Source organism: Streptomyces sp. NPDC058796 (assembly GCF_042745235.1).
Taxonomy (GTDB): domain Bacteria; phylum Actinomycetota; class Actinomycetes; order Streptomycetales; family Streptomycetaceae; genus Streptomyces.
In genome coordinates this window covers 247711-268781 of sequence record NZ_JBHYOP010000010.1, presented here as the reverse complement: position 1 = coordinate 268781, position 21071 = coordinate 247711, and the positions used below count along the sequence as shown (strand labels likewise).

The following is a 21071-nucleotide window of genomic DNA, read 5'->3' as shown; positions in this document are numbered from 1 at the left end:
GCACCAGGGGACGATCGTCGAAGTCTATTACCGGGAGCGCGGGCTGCGGTGAGACACCGGTCGCACTCGGTGTCCCGGCCGCCGCCGCGAAGCTCCACCGCGACAGACCGCCGTCGGAACGCGCCACCGTGTGACCGTCAGTCACGGCGGTCCTCGTACCGGCGGCGGTGGCCAGGCGTTCGCTCCTCGCTCAGACATTGGCCCGAAGGAGCCAAGACGGTGGAGAGACTCACGTCTGCGCAGGTCCGCCGCGTGAACGCCTCGGGCACCCGAAGGGATGAACGCTGATCGAACTCCGTCTGCCACCCGGATCGATAGCCCACACTGCGACATGCGTGTCCACGTCCGCGCTCTCCGGCGGGCCGCTCGGCGCATCGCCCATGCGGTGCCGCCGTGGCCTCGTGGAAGCACGGGGAGACGGAAGGGGGAACGGTGGCGCAGCGGCGGACTCCGCTCGGTGACAGAGCCCGTTACTGGTTCGACAGCACACTGGCCCGCGGTGCCGCCGCTCTCGTCGGCTGGATGGCGCTGCTGTGTCTGGCCGTCGTCGTGCCGACCAGTGCGGTGCTGGTGTGGACCGACCCCGATGCCCCGCCGTCCCTGGCGAAGCGGCTGGCGGAGGTGTGGCGTCTCACCGGGGAGACGCTGCGGCTGGGCGGTGCGACGGGTACACCGCTGCGGGCGATGATGTCGGTGCTGCTCGCGCTGGTCACTCTGCTGTACGTCTCCACGCTCGTCGGCCTGATCACGACGGCGCTGACGGAGCGGCTCACCTCGTTGCGACGAGGCCGTTCCACCGTGCTCGAACAGGGGCACGCCGTGGTTCTGGGATGGTCGGAGCAGGTGTTCACGGTGGTGAGCGAGCTGGTGGCCGCCAACGTCAACCAGCGCAGCGCGGCGGTTGTGGTGCTGGCCGACCGGGACAAGACCGTCATGGAGGAGGCACTGGGTACGAAGGTGGGCTCCTTCGGCCGTACGCGGCTGATCTGCCGCAGCGGCCCCACCACCGACCCGGCGGTGTTGCCGTTGACCAGCCCGGTCACGGCCGGTGTCGTGCTGGTCCTGCCCCCTGACGAGCCCGACGCAGACGCGGAGGTGGTGAAGACACTGCTGGCGCTCCGGACGGCGCTGGCCGGGGCGGAGCCGCGTCCGCCCGTCGTCGCCGCCGTGCGGGACGACCAGTACCGCCTGGCCGCCTGTCTCGCCGCCGGACCTGGCGGCGTCGTCCTGGAGAGTGACACCGTCACCGCGCGGCTGATCGTCCAGGCCGCCCGCCGTCCCGGGATCTCCCTCGTCCACCAGGAACTCCTCGACTTCGCCGGAGACGAGTTCTACCTCATCAGCGAGCCGGCCCTGACCGGCCGCCCGTTCGGCGACGCTCTCCTGTCCTACTCGACGTCGAGCGTCGTCGGGCTGATGCGATGCGGCACCCCTGTGCTCAGCCCGCCGCCGGAGACGCCGATCGCCCCGGACGACCTGCTCGTCGTCATCACCCAGGACGACGACACCGCCTGGCTGGACGAGTGCGCGGAGTCGGTCGAGAAGGCCGCGATGGCATCCCGCTCTTCGACGCCCGCGCCGCCGGAGCGGATTCTCTTGCTGGGCTGGAACCGCCGGGCCCCACTCATCGTCGACCAGTTGCACCGGCGCGCCCGGCCCGGCTCAGCCGTCGATGTGGTGGCGGAACGGGGGGAAGCGACGATGCGCCAGGTGAGCGAGGCCGACGCGGACAGCGGGAGCGGCTTGAGCCTGGCGCTGTACCACGGGGACATCACCCGTCCCGAGACCTTGCGGCGCCTGGACGTCCACTCCTACGACAGCGTGATCGTGCTGGGTCGGGACCCCGTTCCCGGGCGGCCGTCGGACGATCCCGACAACCGCACACTCGTCACCCTTCTGCTGCTGCGCCAACTGGAAGAAGCCACCGGGCGCGAGCTGCCGGTCGTCACCGAGCTGATCGACGACCGAAACCGGGCACTGGCCCCCATCAGCCCCGGGGCCGACGTGATCATCAGCGGCAAGCTCATCGGCCTGCTCATGTCCCAGATCTCCCAGAACCGGCACCTGGCAGAGGTGTTCGAGGAACTGTTCTCCGCCGAAGGGGCCGGGGTCCGCCTGCGGCCGGCGACTGACTACGTGCTGCCGGGGAGTGAGACGTTCTTCGCCACGGTTGTGGCCGCGGCACGCCGTCGCGGAGAATGCGCCATCGGTTACCGCAGCCACGATGACTCGTCGACGAGCCCCCGCTACGGCGTGCGGATCAATCCGCCCAAACGCGAGCTGCGCCGGTGGACGGCCGAGGACGAGGTGGTCGTCATCGGCAGGGACTGACGGAGGGCATGAGCAGGGGCTCGCCAGGACTCAGCCCGGGAGACCCGTCACGGGGCCGGCCACCGTTGCGGCGGTGCCGTGCGGACACCGCCGGAGCCGCCAGCTGATCGGGATTTGACCGGCTACCTCATCCGGCTCGGCGGCCGCGGGCGGGCCCATCACACCCGCCACGGCCAGCCCTGTCGAGTGCGTCCTGTCGGCACCGGTGTCCGCGTCACGGCCGGACCGGCGTGGGTTTCCGGCATCTTCACCGCTCGTGGATTCCCAGGCCCTCGCGGCCCGGCGCGTGGTCGGGTTTCAGGACGAGCTCGTCGTCGTACTCACCGCCTGCCTCGGGCCGGTAGCGCAGCGGTCCTTCATCGGGCAGCGCACGCAGCCGCTCCCGCAGGGCGGCGGACGTACGGGCGTAGTCCGCCGCGTCGTGCCGGTCCGCGCCGTACGTCACGAACGGCATGAGCGGCGCCATGCCCGTGTACCAGAACGTGCCGTGCAGCAGCGGGAACAGCACCTTGTCCATGTGTCCGTGGATCCCGCGCGGCCCGAACCCGGAAGGCCGGGCCCCCACCGACGTGACGACCAGGGCCCGCTTGCCGGCCAGACCGCCGTCCCCGTACCGGCGGGTGTGCCCGTCCGGCGCCTTCACGCCGAACCCGAGACCCTGCACCAGGACCCGGTCGAACCAGCCCTTGAGGATCGCCGGAGGCCCGAACCACCACAGCGGGAAGTGCAGGACCAGCACGTCCGCCCAGAGCAGCTTCTCGATCTCGGCGCGGATGTCGGTACTCAACTCGCCTGTCGTGTAGGCGTGTTCCTGTGCAGCGCCGACGAACAGCCGTTCACCGTCGGGCGGCCTCCCGCCGAAGTCGTCGGCGTCGACGACCGCCTTCCACTTCATCGCGTACAGGTCGGACACCTGGTACGCGTGTCCGAGCGCGTCCAGGGCGCCGAGCGCGTCGGACATCAGGGAAGCGTTGAGAGAGCGCTGCTCGGGGTGAGCGAAGACCCAGAGGATGTTCATGCGCCCCAGCATGTACTTCCGTCCTCGCGCAGCGTCAGTGACCAGATGGCCATGGAGTGAAAGAATCTGGCCACCGCGGACAGAGGGAATCGAGCACGCGCGGCAGGAAGCTGTCAAGCCTGCAGTTTCTCGGTGCCTTCGGAGCCAGAGGGCTCCCGTTCCCTGCGTGCGGCGGGCCGCCGGCCTGTTGGTCGGCCGACGGCCCGCTCTCTGCGGCCCGCGGTCAGCCGGACTTGCGGCGGAAGGCGCGGTTCTGGCCCTTGGGCCCGCTGAAGCCCTTGAGCTTGAGGCGGCCGTCCTCGTGGGCCTGGCGGGAGCGGCTGACGGCTGCCTTGCGCTCCAGGGCCTCCTGGAACCTCCGCTTGGCATCCGTCTCGGCCGGAGCCGTCTTCTTCTCGTTCGCGGGGGTGCCGGTCTCCGGCTTCTCGGTCTCCGGCTTCTCGGTCTCCGGCTTCTCGGTCTCGGGCTTCTCGTTCTCGGGCTTCTCGTTCTCCGGCTGGGTGGCGGGCTGGTTGTGCGGCGTCGGCGTGTCGGTCATGTGTCGGCTCCTGGTCAGTCGGTCAGGGACGGGACGGTGTCACGCGGCGGGAGGGCGATGTGGTCGCCCTGCCACCGGGCGCGCAGGCGGCGGTCGTGGGAGACCAGGAGAAGCGTGCCGGGGTAGTCGGCCAGGGCTTGTTCCAGGTCTTCGATGAGCGCCGGGGAGAGGTGGTTGGTGGGCTCGTCCAGCAGCAGGACGTCGCTGGGGCGGCTCAGCAGGCGGGCCAGGGCCAGGCGCCGGCGCTGGCCGGTGGAGAGTTCGGTGACGCGGGCCGTGAGGCGTTCGGGGGTGAACAGGCCGAGTGCGAGCAGGCGTTCGGTGTGCTCCTCGGGGTGGCCCGGCAGCCCCCGGGCGTAGGCGTGGAGCAGGGTCTCGCCGGGGCGGCCGGGGGCGGGCTCCTGGGGGAGATGGCCGATGCGACCCCGGCGTGTGACGCGACCGGCCGCAGGAGTGAGCCTGCCGGCCAGGACGCTCAGCAGGGTGCTCTTGCCGGTGCCGTTGCTCCCGGTGATCAGGAGCCGGTCCCCTGCCCGAACGGTGAGGTCGGTGGGAGCGAGGCGGCCGGTGACGGCGACGCCGATGGCGTCCAGGACCGTGCCGGAGAGCCGGCCCGACCGCAGGGTCGGCGTGAAGCGGAGCGGCTCGGGCGGCCGGGGCACGGGGTCGGCGAGCAGGCGGCGCAGACGTTCCTCGGCGTTGCGGACCCTGCTGGCCAGGGACTGCTGGACGCGGCCGGCGGCACGGTCGTAGGCCATTTTGTTGCCGTCGGTCATGGCCCGGCCGGGGGCGACGCGGCGGGCCGTGGTGCCGGCGGCTTCGCGTTGGGCGGCCACGTCCGCTTCCCAGCGGGCGTGTTCCTGTACCCAGCGCTGCCGGGCCGCGGCCTTCTCGGCGAGGTAGCCGGTGTAGCCGTTGCCGTAGCGGGTGACGGTGTGCCGGTCGGCGTCGACCTCCAGCAGGGTGGTGGCGACGCGGCCGAGGAAGGTGCGGTCGTGGGAGACCGCGACGGTGGTGCCGCGCCGGGTGCGCAGGTGGTCCTCGAGCCAGGTCAGGGCGGAGGCGTCGAGGTGGTTGGTCGGCTCGTCCAGCAGGAGGACCTCTGGGGACGCGGCGAGGAGTGCGGCCAGGCGCAGGCGGACCTGCTCACCGCCGGAGAGCACGCCGACGGTACGGTCGCGCGGCAGAAGTCCGAGGCCGAGGCCGTGCAGCGCGCGTTCGACCCGTGCGTCGGCCTCGTAGCCGCCGCGCAGTTCGAAGGCGGTCAGCAGGTCGCCGTACTCGGCGAGGACCCGGTCGTCGCCGGCGCCGTCGGTCATGGCGGCCTCGAGTCCGCGCATGCGGCGCTCCATGGCGCGCAGGTCGCTCAGTGCGTCGTCGACGGCCTGCTGGACGGTGTGGTGCGCGGGGAGCCGACCGTCCTGTGGGAGGTAGCCGACACCGCCGTCGCTCTGAACGGTGACCTCGCCGGCGTCCGGCTGCTCCACCCGGGCGAACAGGCGCAGGAGGGTGGTCTTGCCCGAGCCGTTCTCTCCGATGATGCCGGTGCGCTCACCCGTGGTGAGGGCGCAGGTGACGGAGTCGAGGACGAGACGGCCGTTGTACGACTTGGTGACTGCACGGGCGCTGATCTGCGTGGGCATGGGGGTGCTCCGAGGCGTTCGCGTGAAGGGCGGCCCCGGCGGGCCGCGGGGTCGGTTGAGCGCCCCGGAAGAGCATGTCCACTCCTTACTGCGACAGCAGTTGCGTTGAGAAGTTGTCATGGTGGCGGCGGTGAGAGCAAGCGGATATTCCGGCGAGGGAACCTGGACCGGCCAGGCGGCCGGCGGGGCCGTACCGCGTGGCCGGTCCAGGTGCCCGAGGCGGCGCGGGAGCTGCCGCCGGCCACCGAGACGCTCGAGGGGGACCTGGTGGCCGTCAACGCCGGGATGGAAGCCGCCGTGGCGCTGCGACGGTTCCGGGAGGAGCGGTACGCGCGGCGCGCCGCCGTCGTCGTCGAGCGGGTGGTCGAGTGCCCCGAGGGGACGTGTGCGCGACGGGTGCTCGTCGCGGCTCAGGCGCCGCCCGCGGCATCGGTGCGGGCCTGCTCCGCCAGCCGGCGTTTGGCATCCTCCCAGGCGACGGGCAGCCCGGCGGTGTCGACTTCCCAGAAGGTGAAGGTGGAGTCGCTCATCGTGGAGCGCAGCGAGGTCATGATGCCGCGGTGCGGCTCGGTCCTGGCATAGGCGTACAGGGCGTCGCGGTCCTGCCAGGCGGACAGCGTGTAGAAGACGCGCCGGGCGGGCTGCGCGACCAGTGAGGCGCCGTAGGCGCCGGGGGCCGAACGGACCTGTTTCCAGGCCGCCAGGGAGCGCAGGAAGAAGCGCGGCACGTCCTTGAGCGACCGCACTTCGAAGCGGGACGCCATGACGTACGCCACGCCATTCGGCGGGGGCGGATTCGGAACGGTCCAGGGAAGTGTGGGCACCGTGGTCTCGCCTTCAGGAATGGGAAGTGACACTATCCATAGTAGACAGTAATGGACAGTGGCACTAACCGTTATCCGACGGGCAATGAAAAAGCCAGAACGAGCAGGAAGCGAACCGGATGCGCATCTCCGAGCTGAGCCGCCGCAGCGGGGTCTCCATCCCCACGATCAAGTACTACCTGCGGGACGGGCTGCTGCCCCCCGGCCGTTCCACGGCCGCCAACCAGGCCGAGTACGACGATGACCACGTACGCCGACTGCGGCTGATCCGCTCCCTGATCGGGGTGAGGGGGCTGTCGGTGAGCGCCACCAGGGACGTACTGGCCGCGGTGGACGAGCAGCAGGGCGATGTGCATCTCCTGCTCGGGCTGGTGCTCGGCGCGCTGCCCGTCGAGCGGTCCGGCAGGCCGCCGCGCCGGGCCGGCGCCGCGGAACCGTCCGCCGCCGGGGCGGACTCGGAGGAGGTCGACGACGACGTGGCGGCGCTGACCGCCGAGATGGGCTGGAAGACGTCCCCGAACCCGCCCGCCGCGCAGGTGGTCGCCGAGACGCTGGAGACGCTGCGGGCCCTCGGGGTGGACTACGACTGGCGCTCGCTCGTCCCGTACGCCGAACTCGCCGATCGCCAGGCGCGGCTGGACCTCGACCAGCTCCGGGACGCGGGCGACCCTCTGCAGCAGGCCGAGCGGGCCCTGCTGCTGACCGTGCTGCTGGAGCCCGCGCTGCTGGCTCTGCGGCGGCTCGCGCAGGAGCACCACTCGGCGCTGCGGTTCAGGAGCGGCTGACCCGGCCGGCGACGTCCGGACCGAAGGACACGGCCGGGACGACGAGCATCCCCGCGCGCACCCCGTCGGGCGCGGCGCCGGTGCGCAGGACGCCGCTCGCCCGCCCGCAGGCCGGCGGCGGTGAGCAGCGCCCGGGGGTGCTGATGCACGCGGACGGCTTCGGCATCCGGCCCGCGCTGCGGCCAGCGGTCCTCGCCCGGCTGATGCCCTTGATCGAGGCGCACACCGCCGAACGTGTTCTGCCCGACGCCGACGCCCACCTCGGGTTCCGCACCGCCCAACCCGAGGTCGCCGCCGGTCCCGTCGCGGTGACCGGCTGTTGCATAGGCGGCCTCTCGGCGATGCGCACCACCGCCGCCCACCCCGGCCGGGTGGCAGCCGTCGCCGCGTTCCACGGCCCGGCGGGCGTCGACGGGCCCGGCCTCTTCTCCCGGCTGACCGCCCGGGCCCACCTCGGCCACGCCGAAGGCGACCTGACGCCCGAGGCCCTCGGCGAGCTCAACCAGCCCCTGGACGCCGCAGGCGTCGGCTACACCAGCGAGATCCACCCCGGGGCAGCGTCCACGGCTTCACCATGTCCGACACCGACGCTTTCAGCTCCTCCGGGCTGAAGCACCACTGGGACCGCCTGCTCCCCCTCCTGGACGGCCCCCTGGGCGGCGGCTGAGGCTCCGGCCCGGGACCGAATCCGCTACGACCCACAGTTATTTGACCGATCGTTCTGGATACGCCTATGCTCTTCGGCGTGGCCAGGACCAAGGAATTCGATCCGGACGCCGCCCTGCAGTCGGCCCTTGAGCTGTTCTGGCGGCGCGGCTACGAAGCGACGTCGATGGCGGACCTCGTCGAGCACCTCGGCATCGGCCGAGCCAGCCTCTACGCGACCTTCGGCAGCAAGCACGAGCTGTATCTGAAGGCCATGGACCGCTACACCGAGACCCGCGACCCGGCCCTGCTCGCCGAGTTGTCCCAGCCGGGCCCCGCACTGCCCGCGGTGCGGGCGCTGGTGCGCCGCTTCGCCGCGGAGGCCACCTCCCCGGAAGACCGGCTGAGCGGCTGCTTCGTCACCAACACCGCCGCCGAACTGGCCCCGCGCGACCCCGCGGCGGCCCGCCGGGTCGAGCTCAGCTGGGAGCACATCGAGACCCCGCTGCACTCCGCGCTCGTACGGGCCCAGGCGCAGGGCGAGCTGCCCGAGGGCCGCGATCCGCGCGCCCTGGCCCGCATGCTGCTCGTCCTGCTGCAGGGCGTACGGGTCGTCGGCAAGGCGTCGAGCGACCCCGCCCGGGTGCGGGACGCGGCCGAACAGGCCCTGGCCCTGCTGGACTGACTCGCGCCCGCCAAAGGTGCCGGAAACACGGGGCGGCTTTCCTTTGCCCAAATAATGGACTGATCGGTCAAGTATCAGGTGTCAAGTACCGGAGGAAGGCATGACCGCCACAGCATCTGCCCGCGTCGCCACCGTGCGGCAGCGACCCGCCTTCCTCCTCCTCGGGGGCGTCCAGGCCACGCTGATCTTCACGCTCGCCGCGATCGCCGTACCGCTGCCCCGCATCGGACGCGAACTCGGCCTGCAGCGTGCCAACCTCATCCTGCTGAGCGCCGCCTACGGACTGACCTTCGCGGGGCTGCTGCTCTTCGGCGGGCGCCTCGCGGACCGCTGCGGCGGGCGGCGTGCCCTCACCGCGGGCCTGGTCCTCTTCGCCACCGCCTCGGCCGCCGCCCCGCTCGCCCCCGGCATGGGGACGCTGCTGGCAGCGCGCTTCGCGCAGGGCGCGGGGGCGGCCCTGATCGCGCCCGCCGCCATGGCCGTGCTGCGCGCCGTCTTCCCCTCCCCGACCGCGTACGGCAGGGCGATGGCCACCTGGGGCGGGCTCTCGATACTCGGCGCGACCGCGGGCAATCTGCTCTCCGGCGTCATCTCGACGCTGCTGTCCTGGCGCTGGACCCTCGCCGTGCCGCTCGTGGTGGCCCTCGCGGCCCTCGCCCTCACACCCCGACTGCTGCCGGACACCACCGCGAGCCGGGACAGGACCCTCGACCTGCCTGGCGCGCTGCTCGCCGCCACCGGGATCACCCTGGCCAGTTACGGACTCGTCGTCACCGACACCCGCCCCTGGTCGTCGGCCGGCGTGCTCGTGCCACTGCTCGGCGGGGCCGCGCTGCTGGCCGGGTTCTGGTACGCCGAGCGCCGCGCCCGCGACCCGCTGCTGCCGCCCCGCTTCCTGCTCGACCGGCGGCGCGTCCTCGCCCTCGCGGCCATCGCACTGAGCGCCTGCGCGACCGCGATGACCTTCGTGGTCCTCTCGCTCCACCTCCAGCAGGCACGCGACTGGTCACAGCTGCGGACCTCGGCGGCGTTCGTACCGTTCGCCGTGGTGCTGATCGCCTCGGGCCGGGCGGCGGGAGCGCTCATCGGCCGGTACGGGGCCCGGACCGTCACGGCCGCCGGCCTCGGCACCGGCGCGGCCGGGCTCGTCCTCCTCGCACTCACCGGGACCGACGCGCACATCCCGTACGGATACGGACTGCTGCCGGGCCTCGTGCTGCTGCCGGCCGGCACGGCGGCCTCCTTCGCGGGAGCCGCCGTGCTCGCCACCGAAGGCGTGCCGCGGCAGCGGACCGGGCTCGCGGGCGGCGTGCTGAACACCGCGATGGAGTTCGGCCCGACCGTCCTGTTCGCCCTTCTGCTCACGCTCGGCAGCGACGCCTCGTCCCTGGCCGCGACGGGGGCCGCCCTCGCCGCCGTCGCCCTCCTGAACCACCGCACCAGGTAATCCACCAATCCACTACTCGAGGAGCCACCCCATGAACCGCTTCACCGGCAAGACCGTCCTCGTCACCGGCGCGGGCTCCGGCCTCGGCCGCGCGATCGCGCTCGCCTTCGCGGCCGAGGGCGCGCTGGTGGTCGCCGCCGGTCGCACCGCCGCCACACTGCACGAGACGGCCGGCCTCATCGAGGCCGCGGACGGCACGGCCGCCGCCGTCACCGCCGACGTCACCGACTCCGGCCGGCTCCGGGACCTGGTGCGCGAGAGCGTCGCCCGCTTCGGAGGGCTGGACATCGCGGTCAACAACGCCGGGATACTCCGCGGCACCGTGCCCGCCGGGGAGGTGAGCGAGGAGGACTGGGACGCGGTGCTGCGCACGAACGTCACCGGCGTCTGGCTGGCCATGAAGCACGAGATCGCGCACATGAAGGACAACGGCGGCGGCACCATCGTCAACATCTCCTCCAACCTGGGCGCGCACCTGCGGCTCCCGAACACCGCCGCGTACGTCGCCTCGAAGGCGGCGGTCTCGGCGCTGACCCGTGCCGCCGCTCTCGACCACATCCACCAGGGCATCCGCATCAACGCGGTCAGCCCCGGCGCCTCCGCCGCCCCCATGTCGCTGCGGCCCGGCGAGAACGAGGCCGACCGCGCCGAACGCGTGAAGACGGAGAACCCGCTCGGCCGGGTCGCCGAGGCGGAGGAGGTGGCGGCCGCGGTGCTCTACCTCGCCTCGCCCGCGGCCGGCGCGGTGGTCGGCGCCGACCTGGTCATCGACAGCGGGGCCTCGGCCTGACGGCCGGCGGGCTCCGGCGGCGCCCCCGGATCGGTACAGGAGGCAGCGGCTGCGGCATGACGCCCGGTCAGCAAGCGGGCGAGGACGGCGATCAACGCGCAGAGAGTCATGCCGGGGAAGAGGGGCACCACCGTGTGCCCGCCGGCGACGCCCAGCAACGGCGCGACGGCCGCGCCGAGAGCGCTCTGGAGCGTACCGCGCACGGCCGAGCCGGCGCCCATACGCGGCTGAGCTGCCCGGCGACAGGGATGGGCAAAGCAGGGCGCTGGACGCCGGCAGCAGGAACAACCTCACACGCAGGAGGAGATCACCGGATGGAGGGGCCCGTCTCACGGCTGGTGTCAACACCCGGTCCGTCGCGGTCGGCGGCGGCCAGGTCGGACCGCTGGGTGCGCAGCAGCTGCCGGCGCTTCGCGGCGCCTCCCGGCATGCGGTGCAGCCGGAACGAACCGGGTTTCCGCGCTTCCTTCGCGAAATGGTCGATGATGCCGTTGCAGACCAGCTCCTTGATCTTCGCGCCCAGGCCCTTGTCGACATGCAGCATCACAGCGGTGTCGGACCTGTTGGCGAACTGGTAGATGCCCGCGTTTCGCCCGAGACTGATGCACTGAGCGTAGAAGCCCTGGTGAAGAGGCTCCGGCTGCTCCCCCGCGAGTCGGCTGAGCACGGTGTCGGCGGCACGTGCCCCCAGCGGCGTCGCGTTCAGGCAGCTCATCCGCAGCGGCAGGTTCGACGGTGCCGCCACGTCCCCGGCCGCGAGGATGCGCTCGTCGTCGACGCTCGTCAGCGTCTCGTCCGTGAGCAGGCGGCCGACCGTGTCGGTGCTCAGCCCGCTGCGCACGGCCAGGTCCGGCACGCCGAAGCCCGCGGTCCAGACGGTGACCTCACTGGGCAGCTCGCGGCCGTCCGCGAGCCGCACGGCTTCACGGCTGACGGCCGTCACCTTCGTGCCGGAGCCGTCGACGACCGACACGCCGAGCCCGGCCAGCCTCTTCGCGACCGCACGTCGGCCCCGGGTGTGCAGGTAAGGGCCGAGAAGGCCACCGCACACCAAGGTCACGGCGCGGCCCTGTTCCGCCAACTCCGCGGCGGTCTCGATACCGGTGGGACCGGCACCCACCACCGTCACGTGAGCAGTCACGGGCGTGGCCTCGAGAACCGTCCGCAGCCGCTGAGCCTCCTCCAGGTTCGAGACCGAGTGGGCGTACTGGGCTGCCCCGGGAACGCGCGGTTCGGCGTTGCCGCTGCCCACGGCGTAGATCAGGTAGTCGTAGTTGAGCATGCCGCCGCCCGCCAGCTCCACGCGGCGGCCGGCTGCTTCGATCCGGGTCACGGCATCGACCAGCAACCGGACGCCGTCGGCCAGGATGTCCTGATAGGCGACGACCCCGTCGTGAGAGCCGCCCGCCACCTGGTGCAGTCGGACCCGGTGTACGAGCTCCGACCGCGGGTTGACCAGCGTCACGGTCAGGTCGTCTCGCTGCGTCAGCCGGTTCGCGGCCATCAGGCCCGCGTACCCGCCGCCCGCCACGACCACCTGGGTCTTCCCGATCATGGTTCCTCCCCTTCGGCTCAGCTGCTCGGCATGAAGACCCCGCGCCACCGACTCCTGTGACAGGACGTGAGGCAGATCACTTCGACCGCCGCGGGAGATCCGGTACCCGGGTGGAGACCAGGCCCGCCTCGCGCGTGAGCTGACGGTGGGTGAGCGCTGGCAGCATCGCTCACGTACCGGAAGGCAGAAGCTCGGATGCTTCGGCTACGTGGCGGCGAGCCGGTCGACCTGTTCGCATCCGGTGCGCAGCAGGAAGGTGTTGAGGCCGCCGTAGGACTTGGCACCCAGGATGAAGAAGTGCGGTTCGGGGTTGCGCAGGGCATCGACGCCGACGGAGGGCCGGGCAGTCACCGCCGGCGGAGCCGAGCAGGGCGGCGGAGAGATTCACGGGGCCTCCGGTGGCGTGGCACTCGTTGACCGGTCGGCGGCACGGAGGACGCGAAGCCCTTCAGGCGGCGATGCCGGCTGCGAGCCGGTCAGCGACGCTGCGGGGCTCGCGGCCGAGGAGTTCTGCCAGGAGTGGGCCGGCTTCCGCGAAGTGGCCGGCACGGGCGGCCTGGTACCAGGTGAGCATGAACCGGGCCGTCCGCTCCGGGACGCCGACCGCGAGCTGGTCGGCGACCCACTGTTCGTCGTCCAGAACGATGCGCTGGATGATGCGGCCGGTGAGACCGGAGGCTGTCTTGGCCAAGTCGTCCAATGTGACGGCGGTTGGCGCGGTGAGGGAGACCGGGCCGTCGAAGGAGCGGTCACCGGCGAGGATGACCGCGACGGCCTCGGCCACGTCGGCACGGTCGGTGTACGGGACGGGACCGTCTTCCGGTTGGGCGACCTCTCCGGTCTGCTGCCACGGGCCGAGTACCTGGTCCAGTGTGCCGTAGGCGCCATTGCGCAGTGCGGTCCAGGCGACTCCGGACTCGGCGAGGATCGCCTCGGTGGCGATGTGGATCGCCGACGGCGGGTACGGATTGCCGGGGACGGCGGCCAGTTGGCTCGTGTACAGGATCCGCTGGGCGCCGGCCGCGACGGCGGCCTCGACGGCGTTTCGGTGGAGGCTGACCAAGTCGGCCGCCGGGTCGTTGCCGGACACCAGAAGCACCTGTTCGGCACCGGCGAAGGAATCGCGCAGCGCGGCCGGGTCATCGTAGGAGCCCTGCCGCACGCGTACACCACGATCGGCGAAGTGCTGCGCCTTGGCGACGTCGCGGACGCTGACACCGATCTCGCCAGCGGGGACGCGCTTGAGGAGGTGTTCGACGGTGGTCCCGTTCAGAGCCCCGGTGGCACCGGTGACAACGATCATGTTCGTGGCCTCTTCCTGTGTGCCCACACACCGGATCCGCCCTGGTGGGGGCCGCACCATAAGTTGACCAGGCAGGTCAGCTTCGCACTTTTCGACCACCGTAGGTAAGCTGACCAAGCGAGTCAAGTTTTGACGTGAACGGCAGTGGGAGACGGTGAGGGGCCTTGACCGGTGCGGTGCCTTCGGGATCCCGCCTGCGCGCCGACGCCAGGCGCAACTCCGAGCAGATCCGCTCTGCCGCGATCGGCGCCTTCCAGGGGCGGGGCCTGACGGTTCCGCTGGAAGAGGTCGCCAAGGCGGCGGGGGTGAGCAAGGCCACGGTCTTCAACCGGTTCGGCGGTCGGATCGGCCTCATCGAGGCCGTCATCGAAGAGGTCGTCGCGAGGGAGCTGTTCGCGGTCATCGACCACACTCGGACCATCGACGACGTCAATGAGCGGATCGCGTACTACCTCACCGCGATCCGCGACCTCCAGTACCGCCAGCCCGCGGTCAACGACGTTCTGTTGCAGACGTATCCGCACTCACCGCAACTCATGGACATCTGCCGGGCCGGAGGCGAGGCCAACGACGAACTCGTCGCAGCGGCACGGGCCTCCGGTGCGCTGCGGCCGGAGTTCACGGCGGACGACCTTCACGCTCTCTTCGTCGACAATGCCCTCGCCCTCAAGCACGGCGAGCGGCCTCCTCGTGACGATTACGACCGCCGCACCGCCTACCTCCTGGACGGTATCCGCCCGCGTCGGTCCGCTTCGGGCGGACGTTGACAGCGCCGTTGCCCTGATGTCACGCGTCGCCCCGTGAGGCCGGGGCGCACCTGCGGTGCCCGGCCCGGCCAAGCGTGCCTGCACGCGGTCCGCCGCGATCAGGGCGCATCGACGAAAGGGCGATCACCTCCTGCCTCACCGTCCGCGGCCTCCACCCGTGGCAGCATCCGCAGCAGCCAGTGTGAGGTGATCTCCTGCATCCGCGGCGCGGACTTGGTGGTGGTGGCGAGATTGCGGGCGGCGGTACTGAGGGACTGCTGCGGCGTGGCCGGGGGTGGTCCGGGCTCCCGGGGATGCCGTCGACGGACTTCGGCGGGACTTCTCCCTGGACAACGTCGGTAGGACGCGACCCTTGCCAGGACTGCGAGCGGCCATGGCGAGGCCATGACCGCGGCGAAGTCAGCGGTTGGTCACGAGGCGCCGTCAAGGACCTGGCGGAGTCGATGTGCGAACTCGTCCGGCTTCCCGGGGTACCCGAACTCGCCGCCGCAGAAGCCGCCGTGGTGGCTCGGGAAAACGGTCACCCTCTGCCCGAGCAGTTCGGCGGTCGCGACGGAGGTGCGTCCGGTCAGCAGGTTGTGGGACTCCTCGCCCGCGGCGATCACGATGCGGGTCGGGCGGCGGCGATCACGGAGGCGTCCGGACGGTAACCGCTGACCGCCCATGACCGGTCGGACAGCAGCGGATCGTCCCGTGAGCCGTCATCCTCCGTGGGCATCCCGAACGCGGCGGGATCGGCCTCCGGCTGTTCGAAGTACGCGTCGGTGAACTCTCCCTCCCACGAGGTCATGGCCACGAACGCAGCCATCCCGGCCCCCCGGCCCCGAGCGCCTCGATGACGGCGTGTACGTCGTCGGCCTGGGTCTGCGGGGTGTGGTCGACTCGCCCGTCCTTACGAGTGCTGCGACCGAGCCCACGCGGGTCGTAGGTGACCACGGTCCGCTCGGGGAAGCGCGCGGCGAGCGTGGCGAAGCCAGTAGCGTCCATGGGCTGCCCGATCATGAACAGCGGCGGGCGTCCGTCCGTGATCGGCAGCGGCCCGCGAACGTCATGGACGAGGTGCGCGCCGGCTGTCTCGAGTGTGTGCGTCTCCATACCCGTGCAGACCGGCCCCGCCCAGGGAACTCATCGGTGCGGCGAGCGTCGCTCCGCGACGAGGCCGGCGACGTGTTCCACCGGGCGCCGTAGGGTGATCGTGTGGACGTGTCCGAGGTGCCGGGGAGCAGGACGCGGCCGTGGCGGCCGTCGCCTCGGCCGACGGCCCACCCTCAGGTCCACCCCTCGGCATCTGGTCCCTCGACGAATGGTCTCTTCCGGGCCGGCCGGCCTCGACACCTGGATCCGTTCACCAGACTCGCGCGCGGACGAAGGAGTTGCCTGCCTTGACCACCACCCCGTACACGGAAAGGCGGTACGGCGGAGTCACCGTGCTGGTGGGCGCCGAACTGGGCGCCTACCCCTACGCCAACTCCGTGCTCGTGCGCGGCACCGCCGAGACACTGCTCATCGACCCGTCACTGTCACTCGTCGGAACGGCGCCCCCCGCGGACCTGGTCCTCGTGAGCCACGCGCACGAAGACCACGTAGCGGGTCTCGCCGACTACGACGCGCCCGTCCGCATCCACCAAGGGGACCTCGCCGCGCTGCGGTCACGCGGGGTCATGGTCGAAGGCTACGGCCTCCCCCCGGAGGCCACCGAGCGTACCCACACGATGCTGCGCGACCACTTCCACGTGCGGGATCGCCCCGACGCCACGGGATTCGAGGACGGCACGGTGTTCGACCTCGGCGGCCGCACCGTGACCGTCGTCCACCTCCCGGGCCACACGCCGGGCCACAGCGGCTTCCTGGTCGAGCCGGACGGCTTCCTCTTCGTGGCGGACATCGACCTGACCTCGTTCGGTCCGTACTACGGAGACACGGGCAGCAGTCTCACGGATTTCGAGGCTTCCCTGCGCCGGTGCCGGGAGATCGGCGTCCGCTGGTACGGCACCGCTCACCAGAAGGGTGTGATCGAGGGCGCCGCAGAGTTCTCCGCGCGGCTCGACGCCTTCGCGGGGGTGGTGGACAAGCGTGACGCGACCCTCTTGGCGTTCCTGGCCGAGCCGCGGACCGTCGAGGAGATCGCCGAGCACCGGCTGGTCTACCGCCCGCACGTCGAGGGCCCGCACGTGGAACCGGTCGAGCGTCGGACCGCGGCACAGCACCTGAACCGGCTGATCGGCACGGGAAGGGTCACGGAGGTCGAGCAGGGAAGGTTCCGCGCAGCGTAGCCTTCGCCGCCTGCTGCGCCGCACCCTGTGGCGGCGGCCTCCCGGTGGGCCGGTTGCCGCCCGCTGCCGGGGTACCCGGGCCCCGGGCGAGCGCTCCGGGTCCGCCTGCCGAGGCAGTCGGACGTGCTCACCGCCGTGATCACAGTGAGGTGCTGGGTATGGGTGCGACGGGACTGGTCGCGGGCGAGGGACGGGCCGCGCGGTTGCGCGGTGTGGCAGCCGGCGTCTTCGGCTGGGACAGTCTGCGCCCTGAGCAGCTGACAGCCATGGAATGGGTGCTGGACGGGGCGGACGCCTTGGTGGTGATGCCGACCGGCTCCGGGAAGTCCGCGGTCTTCCAGGTGCCCGGCCTCCTGCTGAGCGGTCCGGTCGTCGTGGTCTCACCGCTGCTGGCCCTGCAGCGCGACCAGATCGCCGGCCTTTCCGGGGACGACACGTCGCCGGGTGCCGTCGCCCTGAACTCCGACCTCACCTCCGCACAGGAGCGTGCCGCCTGGGCGGAGGTGCGCGAGGGCAGCGTCCGCTTCCTCTATCTCGCGCCCGAGCAGCTCGCGAAGGACCCGGTGGTCGAGCGGCTGGCCGAGGTACGGCCCGCTCTGTTCGTGGTGGACGAGGCGCAGTGCGTCTCCTCTTGGGGCCACGACTTCCGGCCCGACTACCTGCGTCTGGAACAGGCCGTGCGTCGGGTGGGCAGGCCCCCGGTCCTGGCCCTCACGGCGACGGCCGCGCCGCCGGTACGCAGGGAGATCACCGAGCGCCTGGGCATGACCCGTCCGCGGGTGATGGTGACCGGTTTCGACCGGCCGAACATCCGGCTGGAGGTGAGGCGCTTCCAGGACGACGCCGAGCGTCGGCGCGCCGTGGTGGAACGGGCCGCGGCCGAGCCCAAGCCGGGCCTGCTGTACGCGGGGACCCGCAAGGACACCGAGTACTACGCCGGGGAACTGACCTCGCTGGGACTCGCGGCCGAGGCGTACCACGCCGGTCTGAGCGCCGCCGAGCGCACCCGGGTCCACCAGGCTTTCCAGTCGGGTGAGGCCGACGTGGTCGTGGCCACCTCGGCCTTCGGCATGGGAATCGACAAGGAGGATGTGCGGTACGTGCTGCACGCCGCGCTCCCCGGCTCGCTCGACGCCTACTACCAGCAGATCGGCCGCTGCGGCAGGGACGGCCGACCGGCCCGCGCCGTGCTGTACTACCGTCCCGAGGACACCGGCATGCAGGCGTTCTTCGCCGCCCGCACTACCGGCAGACAGGCGCTGACCGAGGTCGCCGACGCCGTCCACGACCACGAGGACGACCCGGCCGACCTCACGGAGCTGCGTCAGGAGACGGGCCTGTCCCGCCCACGGGTGACGGCCGCGGTGAACCTCCTGGAGGAGGCCGGCACGGTCACCACCGGAGAGGAGGGCGAGGTGCGTCCGGCCCCGGACACACCACCGGACGAGGCAGTGGAGGAGGCCGCACGCGCGGCCGAGGCACACCGGCGTACCGACCGCACCCGAGTCGACATGGCGCGGGCGTACGCCGAGGAGACCGGCTGCCGCCGCTACTTCCTGCTCGGCTACTTCGGCGAGGCCTACGAGCCGCCGTGCGGCAACTGTGACCGGTGTGAGGCTGAGGAACCCGACGACGCCCGAGACCCCGCCGGGGCCCGCCGGCCCGTGCATCGCACCGCCTCCCGCTACCCGGTCGGCACTCAAGTACGGCACGGTCAGTGGGGCGGGGGCACCGTGCTCAGCGAGGACGGCGACCGCATCACCGTCCTGTTCGACCAGGCCGGATACCGCACCCTGTCTCTTGAGACGCTGGCCGACCGGGACGACCTGATCACGGTGGTGCGCCGGCCCGGACCCGACGACGGTCCGCGGTAGCCGACCGGAGGGCCGAAGGGAGAGACCCATCCGTCTTCACCGCAGTCGACCGGCCGATCCCGGGTGCCACCGGCAACGACACGGGCGCGGTCTCGGAGGCCTCGACGCCCACGGGCAGCCCGTGCGCGGTCCGGCCGTGCCGGCCCGCATCCGCGGCCTGGTCGGGTACGCGAGGCGGTCGGGGCGCGTCTGAGCGAATGGGGACTGACCCGGCAGCGCGTCATGGCAACCGCCGTGCCCGCTGGAGGAGGGTGTGACGGTGGCCGGAGCGCTGTCCCACCTCGGCGACGAGGGGCCCTACGCCATCCCCGCCACTCAGGGCCCCGCCGAACGCGCGGTGCTGCGCATGCTCCGCACCGGGCGACCGTCCGAACAACCGCAGCGGTGCCGACCGCTTCTTACGGACCCGTGACGTGCCGCTCGCGGCGCGCGGTGCGGGCGTTCGGCGGGCCTAGCGTGGGCGTATGCGCGTACTGGTCACCGGCGGTGCCGGGTTCATCGGGTCCCACGTCGTCGACGCCCTGCGGGAGGACGGGCACGACGCCGTCTGCTTCGACGTGCGCGAGGATCCCGGCGACGACGTGCGCGACCCGGCCGCGGTGGCGCGGGCCCTGGCAGGGGTGGACGCCGTGTGCCACCAGGCGGCGATGGTCGGACTCGGCACCGGGTTCGCCGACGCCGCGGAGTACGTCTCGCGCAACGACCTCGGCACCGCCGTCCTGCTCGCCGCGATGGCCGAGGCGGGCGTGCGGCGGCTCGTACTGGCCGGGTCGATGGTCGTCTACGGGGAAGGGCGCTACGGCTGTCCGCGGCACGGGGTGGTGCGGCCGGGTCCGCGCGCGGTGGCCGACCTGGAGGCGGGACGGTTCGAGCCCCCGTGCCCGGTGTGCGGTGCGGACCTGGTGCCGGGGCTGGCCGGTGAGGACGCCCCGGCCGATCCGCGCAACGTGTACGCGACCACCAAACTGGCCCAGGAGCACCTGGCCGCCGCCTGGGCCCGGACGACCGGCGCTGCGGCGGTGTCGCTGCGCTACCACAACGTGTACGGGCCCCGGATGCCCCGCGACACCCCGTACGCCGGTGTCGCTTCCTTCTTCCGCTCCGCCCTCGCGCGCGGCGAGGCTCCGCGGGTCTTCGAGGACGGGCGTCAGCGCCGGGATTTCGTGCACGTACGGGACGTGGCCGCGGCGAACGTCGCCGCGCTGACGGTGCAGAGTCCGGGCGGCGGCCTCGTCGCCTACAACACCGGCAGCGGTGAGCCGCACACGGTCGGGGAGATGGCCCGTGCCCTGGCGGCGGCGTACGGCGGGCCGGAGCCCGTCGTCACCGGCGAGTACCGCCTGGGCGACGTACGCCACATCACCGCGGACTGCGCGCGGCTGCGGAACGAGACGGGGTGGCGGCCGCGGGTCGGGTTCGCCGAGGGTATGCGGGAGTTCGCGCGGGCGGAGTCGGGCCGGCGGTGACCGCGGGCCCGGGGGCTCAGGTTTCCGCCGGGGGCAGGACCACCTCGAAGCGGCAGCCGCCCGGGATGTTGCGGACCGTGGCGCGGCCGCGGTGGGCTTCGACGATGCCGCGCACGATGGCCAGGCCCAGCCCCGCGCCGGCCGGGGGCGTACGGGCGTGGGTGCCGCGCCAGCCGGTGTCGAAGACGCGGGGCAGGTCCTCCTCGGGGATGCCGCCGCAGCCGTCGGTCACCGAGACCACCACGCCCTCGGAGGAGCGCTCGGCGGCGACCGCGACCGTGCCGTCGGCGGGGGTGCGGCGGATCGCGTTGACGAGGAGGTTGCCGAGGACCCGGCTCATCTCTTTGCCGTCCACCTCGACCGGTACGGCCGCCACCGCGTCGCCGACCAGCCGCACGCCGTGTTCGCGGGCGAGCGGGTCCGCGCCCGCGAGGGCGTCGCCGACCAGGTCGTAGAGGGAGATCCGGGCGGGAACGAGGGGAAGCGTGCCGGCGTGGATACGGGAGAGTTCGAAGAGGTCGCCGACCATGTCGTTGAGGCGTTCCACCTCGGTGCGGATCTGGCGCAGATACCGGTCGGGGTCGGCGGCGACGCCGTCCTCCAGAGCCTCGGACATGGCGCGCAGGCCGGCCAGCGGCGTGCGCAGGTCGTGCGAGATCCACGTGACCAGCTCGCGCCGGGAGGTCTCCAGGGCGCGTTCCCGTTCGCGGGACTCGGCGAGCCGGGCGCTGGTGGCCGCCAGTTCCCGGCTGAGCGCGTCGAGTTCGGCGGTGGCCGGCGTGGTGGGTGCCGCGTAGTCGCCGTCGTCACCGAACGAGCGGGCCGCCGCCGCCAGTTCACGGCTTCGGGCCACCACCCAGCGGCCGAGCAGCAGCGCGGTGGCGAGGGAGACGACGGCGGCCATGGCCACGACGGTCGTGACGACGGACAGGTCGTGCGGGGACAGGAACATCGCCCACGCGACGGCGAGGGTACCCGCGAGCATCGCGAGGACGGCGACGGCTGCCACCACGGCGAGCGACGCCGTCAGCGAGCGACGCCGGATCAGCCGCAGCACGCCCGCGCCGGCCAGGCCGGCGGCGGCGCCGGCGAAGGCGTAGAGGGCGATGAGGAGGGTTTCGTGCACG

Annotated in this window: 17 protein-coding genes and 3 pseudogenes; 10 read left to right on the top strand and 10 right to left on the bottom strand. The window is 72.3% G+C overall.

Annotated features, from left to right (window positions below; all coding sequences use genetic code 11):
* Positions 1-432 precede the first annotated feature (432 nt).
* Positions 433-2331, top strand: coding sequence for an NAD-binding lipoprotein (locus ACFW47_RS25585; protein ID WP_386307254.1), 1899 nt, complete (start codon positions 433-435; stop codon positions 2329-2331).
* Between the two features lie 247 nt (positions 2332-2578).
* Here the strand turns inward: ACFW47_RS25585 and ACFW47_RS25580 are convergent, their stop codons facing one another.
* The 4 genes from ACFW47_RS25580 to ACFW47_RS25565 all read right to left on the bottom strand — a co-directional run bounded on the left by ACFW47_RS25580 (position 2579) and on the right by ACFW47_RS25565 (position 6354).
* Complete coding sequence (locus tag ACFW47_RS25580) at positions 2579-3349, bottom strand: NAD(P)H-dependent oxidoreductase (protein WP_386307253.1); 771 nt, start codon at positions 3347-3349, stop codon at positions 2579-2581.
* Between the two features lie 223 nt (positions 3350-3572).
* The gene (locus ACFW47_RS25575; RefSeq protein ID WP_386307252.1) at positions 3573-3887 is read right to left on the bottom strand and encodes a DUF5302 family protein; all 315 of its coding nucleotides are present in this window, start codon (positions 3885-3887) and stop codon (positions 3573-3575) included.
* 14 nt (positions 3888-3901) lie between these two features.
* Positions 3902-5530 carry a ribosomal protection-like ABC-F family protein gene (gene abc-f / locus ACFW47_RS25570; protein WP_386307251.1) on the bottom strand — a complete coding sequence of 543 codons (1629 nt, stop codon included), beginning with the start codon at positions 5528-5530 and terminating at the stop codon, positions 3902-3904.
* Between the two features lie 410 nt (positions 5531-5940).
* Positions 5941-6354, bottom strand: a complete 414-nt coding sequence (locus ACFW47_RS25565; RefSeq protein WP_386283957.1) for a DUF3291 domain-containing protein — start codon at positions 6352-6354, stop codon at positions 5941-5943.
* A 119-nt stretch (positions 6355-6473) separates the two neighbouring features.
* Here ACFW47_RS25565 and ACFW47_RS25560 point away from each other — a divergent pair, with 119 nt between their 5' ends.
* The 5 genes and pseudogenes from ACFW47_RS25560 (at position 6474) to ACFW47_RS25540 (ending at position 10706) form a co-directional block, all read left to right on the top strand.
* On the top strand, positions 6474-7139 hold the full coding sequence (locus ACFW47_RS25560) for a MerR family transcriptional regulator (RefSeq protein WP_386283959.1): 666 nt from the start codon (positions 6474-6476) through the stop codon (positions 7137-7139).
* Between the two features lie 80 nt (positions 7140-7219).
* Positions 7220-7806: pseudogene (locus ACFW47_RS25555) on the top strand (dienelactone hydrolase family protein).
* 78 nt (positions 7807-7884) lie between these two features.
* On the top strand, positions 7885-8469 hold the full coding sequence (locus tag ACFW47_RS25550) for a TetR/AcrR family transcriptional regulator (RefSeq protein WP_386283962.1): 585 nt from the start codon (positions 7885-7887) through the stop codon (positions 8467-8469).
* A 100-nt stretch (positions 8470-8569) separates the two neighbouring features.
* Complete coding sequence (locus ACFW47_RS25545; RefSeq protein WP_386307249.1) at positions 8570-9916, top strand: MFS transporter; 1347 nt, start codon at positions 8570-8572, stop codon at positions 9914-9916.
* Positions 9917-9947: 31 nt separating this feature from the next.
* Positions 9948-10706 (top strand): SDR family NAD(P)-dependent oxidoreductase, encoded by a 759-nt coding sequence (locus ACFW47_RS25540; protein ID WP_386307248.1) that lies wholly within the window; start codon positions 9948-9950, stop codon positions 10704-10706.
* Between the two features lie 307 nt (positions 10707-11013).
* Here the strand turns inward: ACFW47_RS25540 and ACFW47_RS25535 are convergent, their stop codons facing one another.
* From ACFW47_RS25535 to ACFW47_RS25525, 3 genes are all read right to left on the bottom strand, one after another.
* Positions 11014-12261, bottom strand: coding sequence for an NAD(P)/FAD-dependent oxidoreductase (locus ACFW47_RS25535; RefSeq protein WP_386307246.1), 1248 nt, complete (start codon positions 12259-12261; stop codon positions 11014-11016).
* 204 nt (positions 12262-12465) lie between these two features.
* Positions 12466-12612, bottom strand: a complete 147-nt coding sequence (locus ACFW47_RS25530; RefSeq protein WP_386283972.1) for a hypothetical protein — start codon at positions 12610-12612, stop codon at positions 12466-12468.
* 97 nt (positions 12613-12709) lie between these two features.
* A complete protein-coding gene (locus tag ACFW47_RS25525) occupies positions 12710-13564 on the bottom strand; it encodes an NAD(P)H-binding protein (protein ID WP_386307244.1) in 855 nt (284 codons plus the stop codon).
* A 176-nt stretch (positions 13565-13740) separates the two neighbouring features.
* On the opposite strand from ACFW47_RS25525, the gene ACFW47_RS25520 reads away from it, so the two are divergent.
* On the top strand, positions 13741-14331 hold the full coding sequence (locus ACFW47_RS25520) for a TetR/AcrR family transcriptional regulator (protein WP_386283976.1): 591 nt from the start codon (positions 13741-13743) through the stop codon (positions 14329-14331).
* Positions 14332-14468: 137 nt separating this feature from the next.
* Here ACFW47_RS25520 and ACFW47_RS25515 read toward each other — a convergent pair.
* Together ACFW47_RS25515 and ACFW47_RS25510 are read right to left on the bottom strand one after the other, a co-directional pair.
* Positions 14469-14626 (bottom strand): annotated as a pseudogene (locus tag ACFW47_RS25515) (Crp/Fnr family transcriptional regulator); the annotation flags it as partial.
* 115 nt (positions 14627-14741) lie between these two features.
* Positions 14742-15426 (bottom strand): annotated as a pseudogene (locus tag ACFW47_RS25510) (alpha/beta fold hydrolase).
* A gap of 287 nt (positions 15427-15713) precedes the next feature.
* Here ACFW47_RS25510 and ACFW47_RS25505 point away from each other — a divergent pair.
* The 3 genes from ACFW47_RS25505 to ACFW47_RS25495 all read left to right on the top strand — a co-directional run bounded on the left by ACFW47_RS25505 (position 15714) and on the right by ACFW47_RS25495 (position 19944).
* Positions 15714-16604 (top strand): MBL fold metallo-hydrolase, encoded by an 891-nt coding sequence (locus ACFW47_RS25505; RefSeq protein WP_386283979.1) that lies wholly within the window; start codon positions 15714-15716, stop codon positions 16602-16604.
* 158 nt (positions 16605-16762) lie between these two features.
* A complete protein-coding gene (locus ACFW47_RS25500) occupies positions 16763-18478 on the top strand; it encodes a RecQ family ATP-dependent DNA helicase (protein WP_386307242.1) in 1716 nt (571 codons plus the stop codon).
* 464 nt (positions 18479-18942) lie between these two features.
* The gene (locus tag ACFW47_RS25495; protein ID WP_386307240.1) at positions 18943-19944 is read left to right on the top strand and encodes an NAD-dependent epimerase/dehydratase family protein; all 1002 of its coding nucleotides are present in this window, start codon (positions 18943-18945) and stop codon (positions 19942-19944) included.
* A gap of 16 nt (positions 19945-19960) precedes the next feature.
* Here ACFW47_RS25495 and ACFW47_RS25490 read toward each other — a convergent pair whose 3' ends face one another.
* Complete coding sequence (locus ACFW47_RS25490) at positions 19961-21070, bottom strand: sensor histidine kinase (RefSeq protein WP_386307238.1); 1110 nt, start codon at positions 21068-21070, stop codon at positions 19961-19963.
* Position 21071 lies beyond the last annotated feature (1 nt).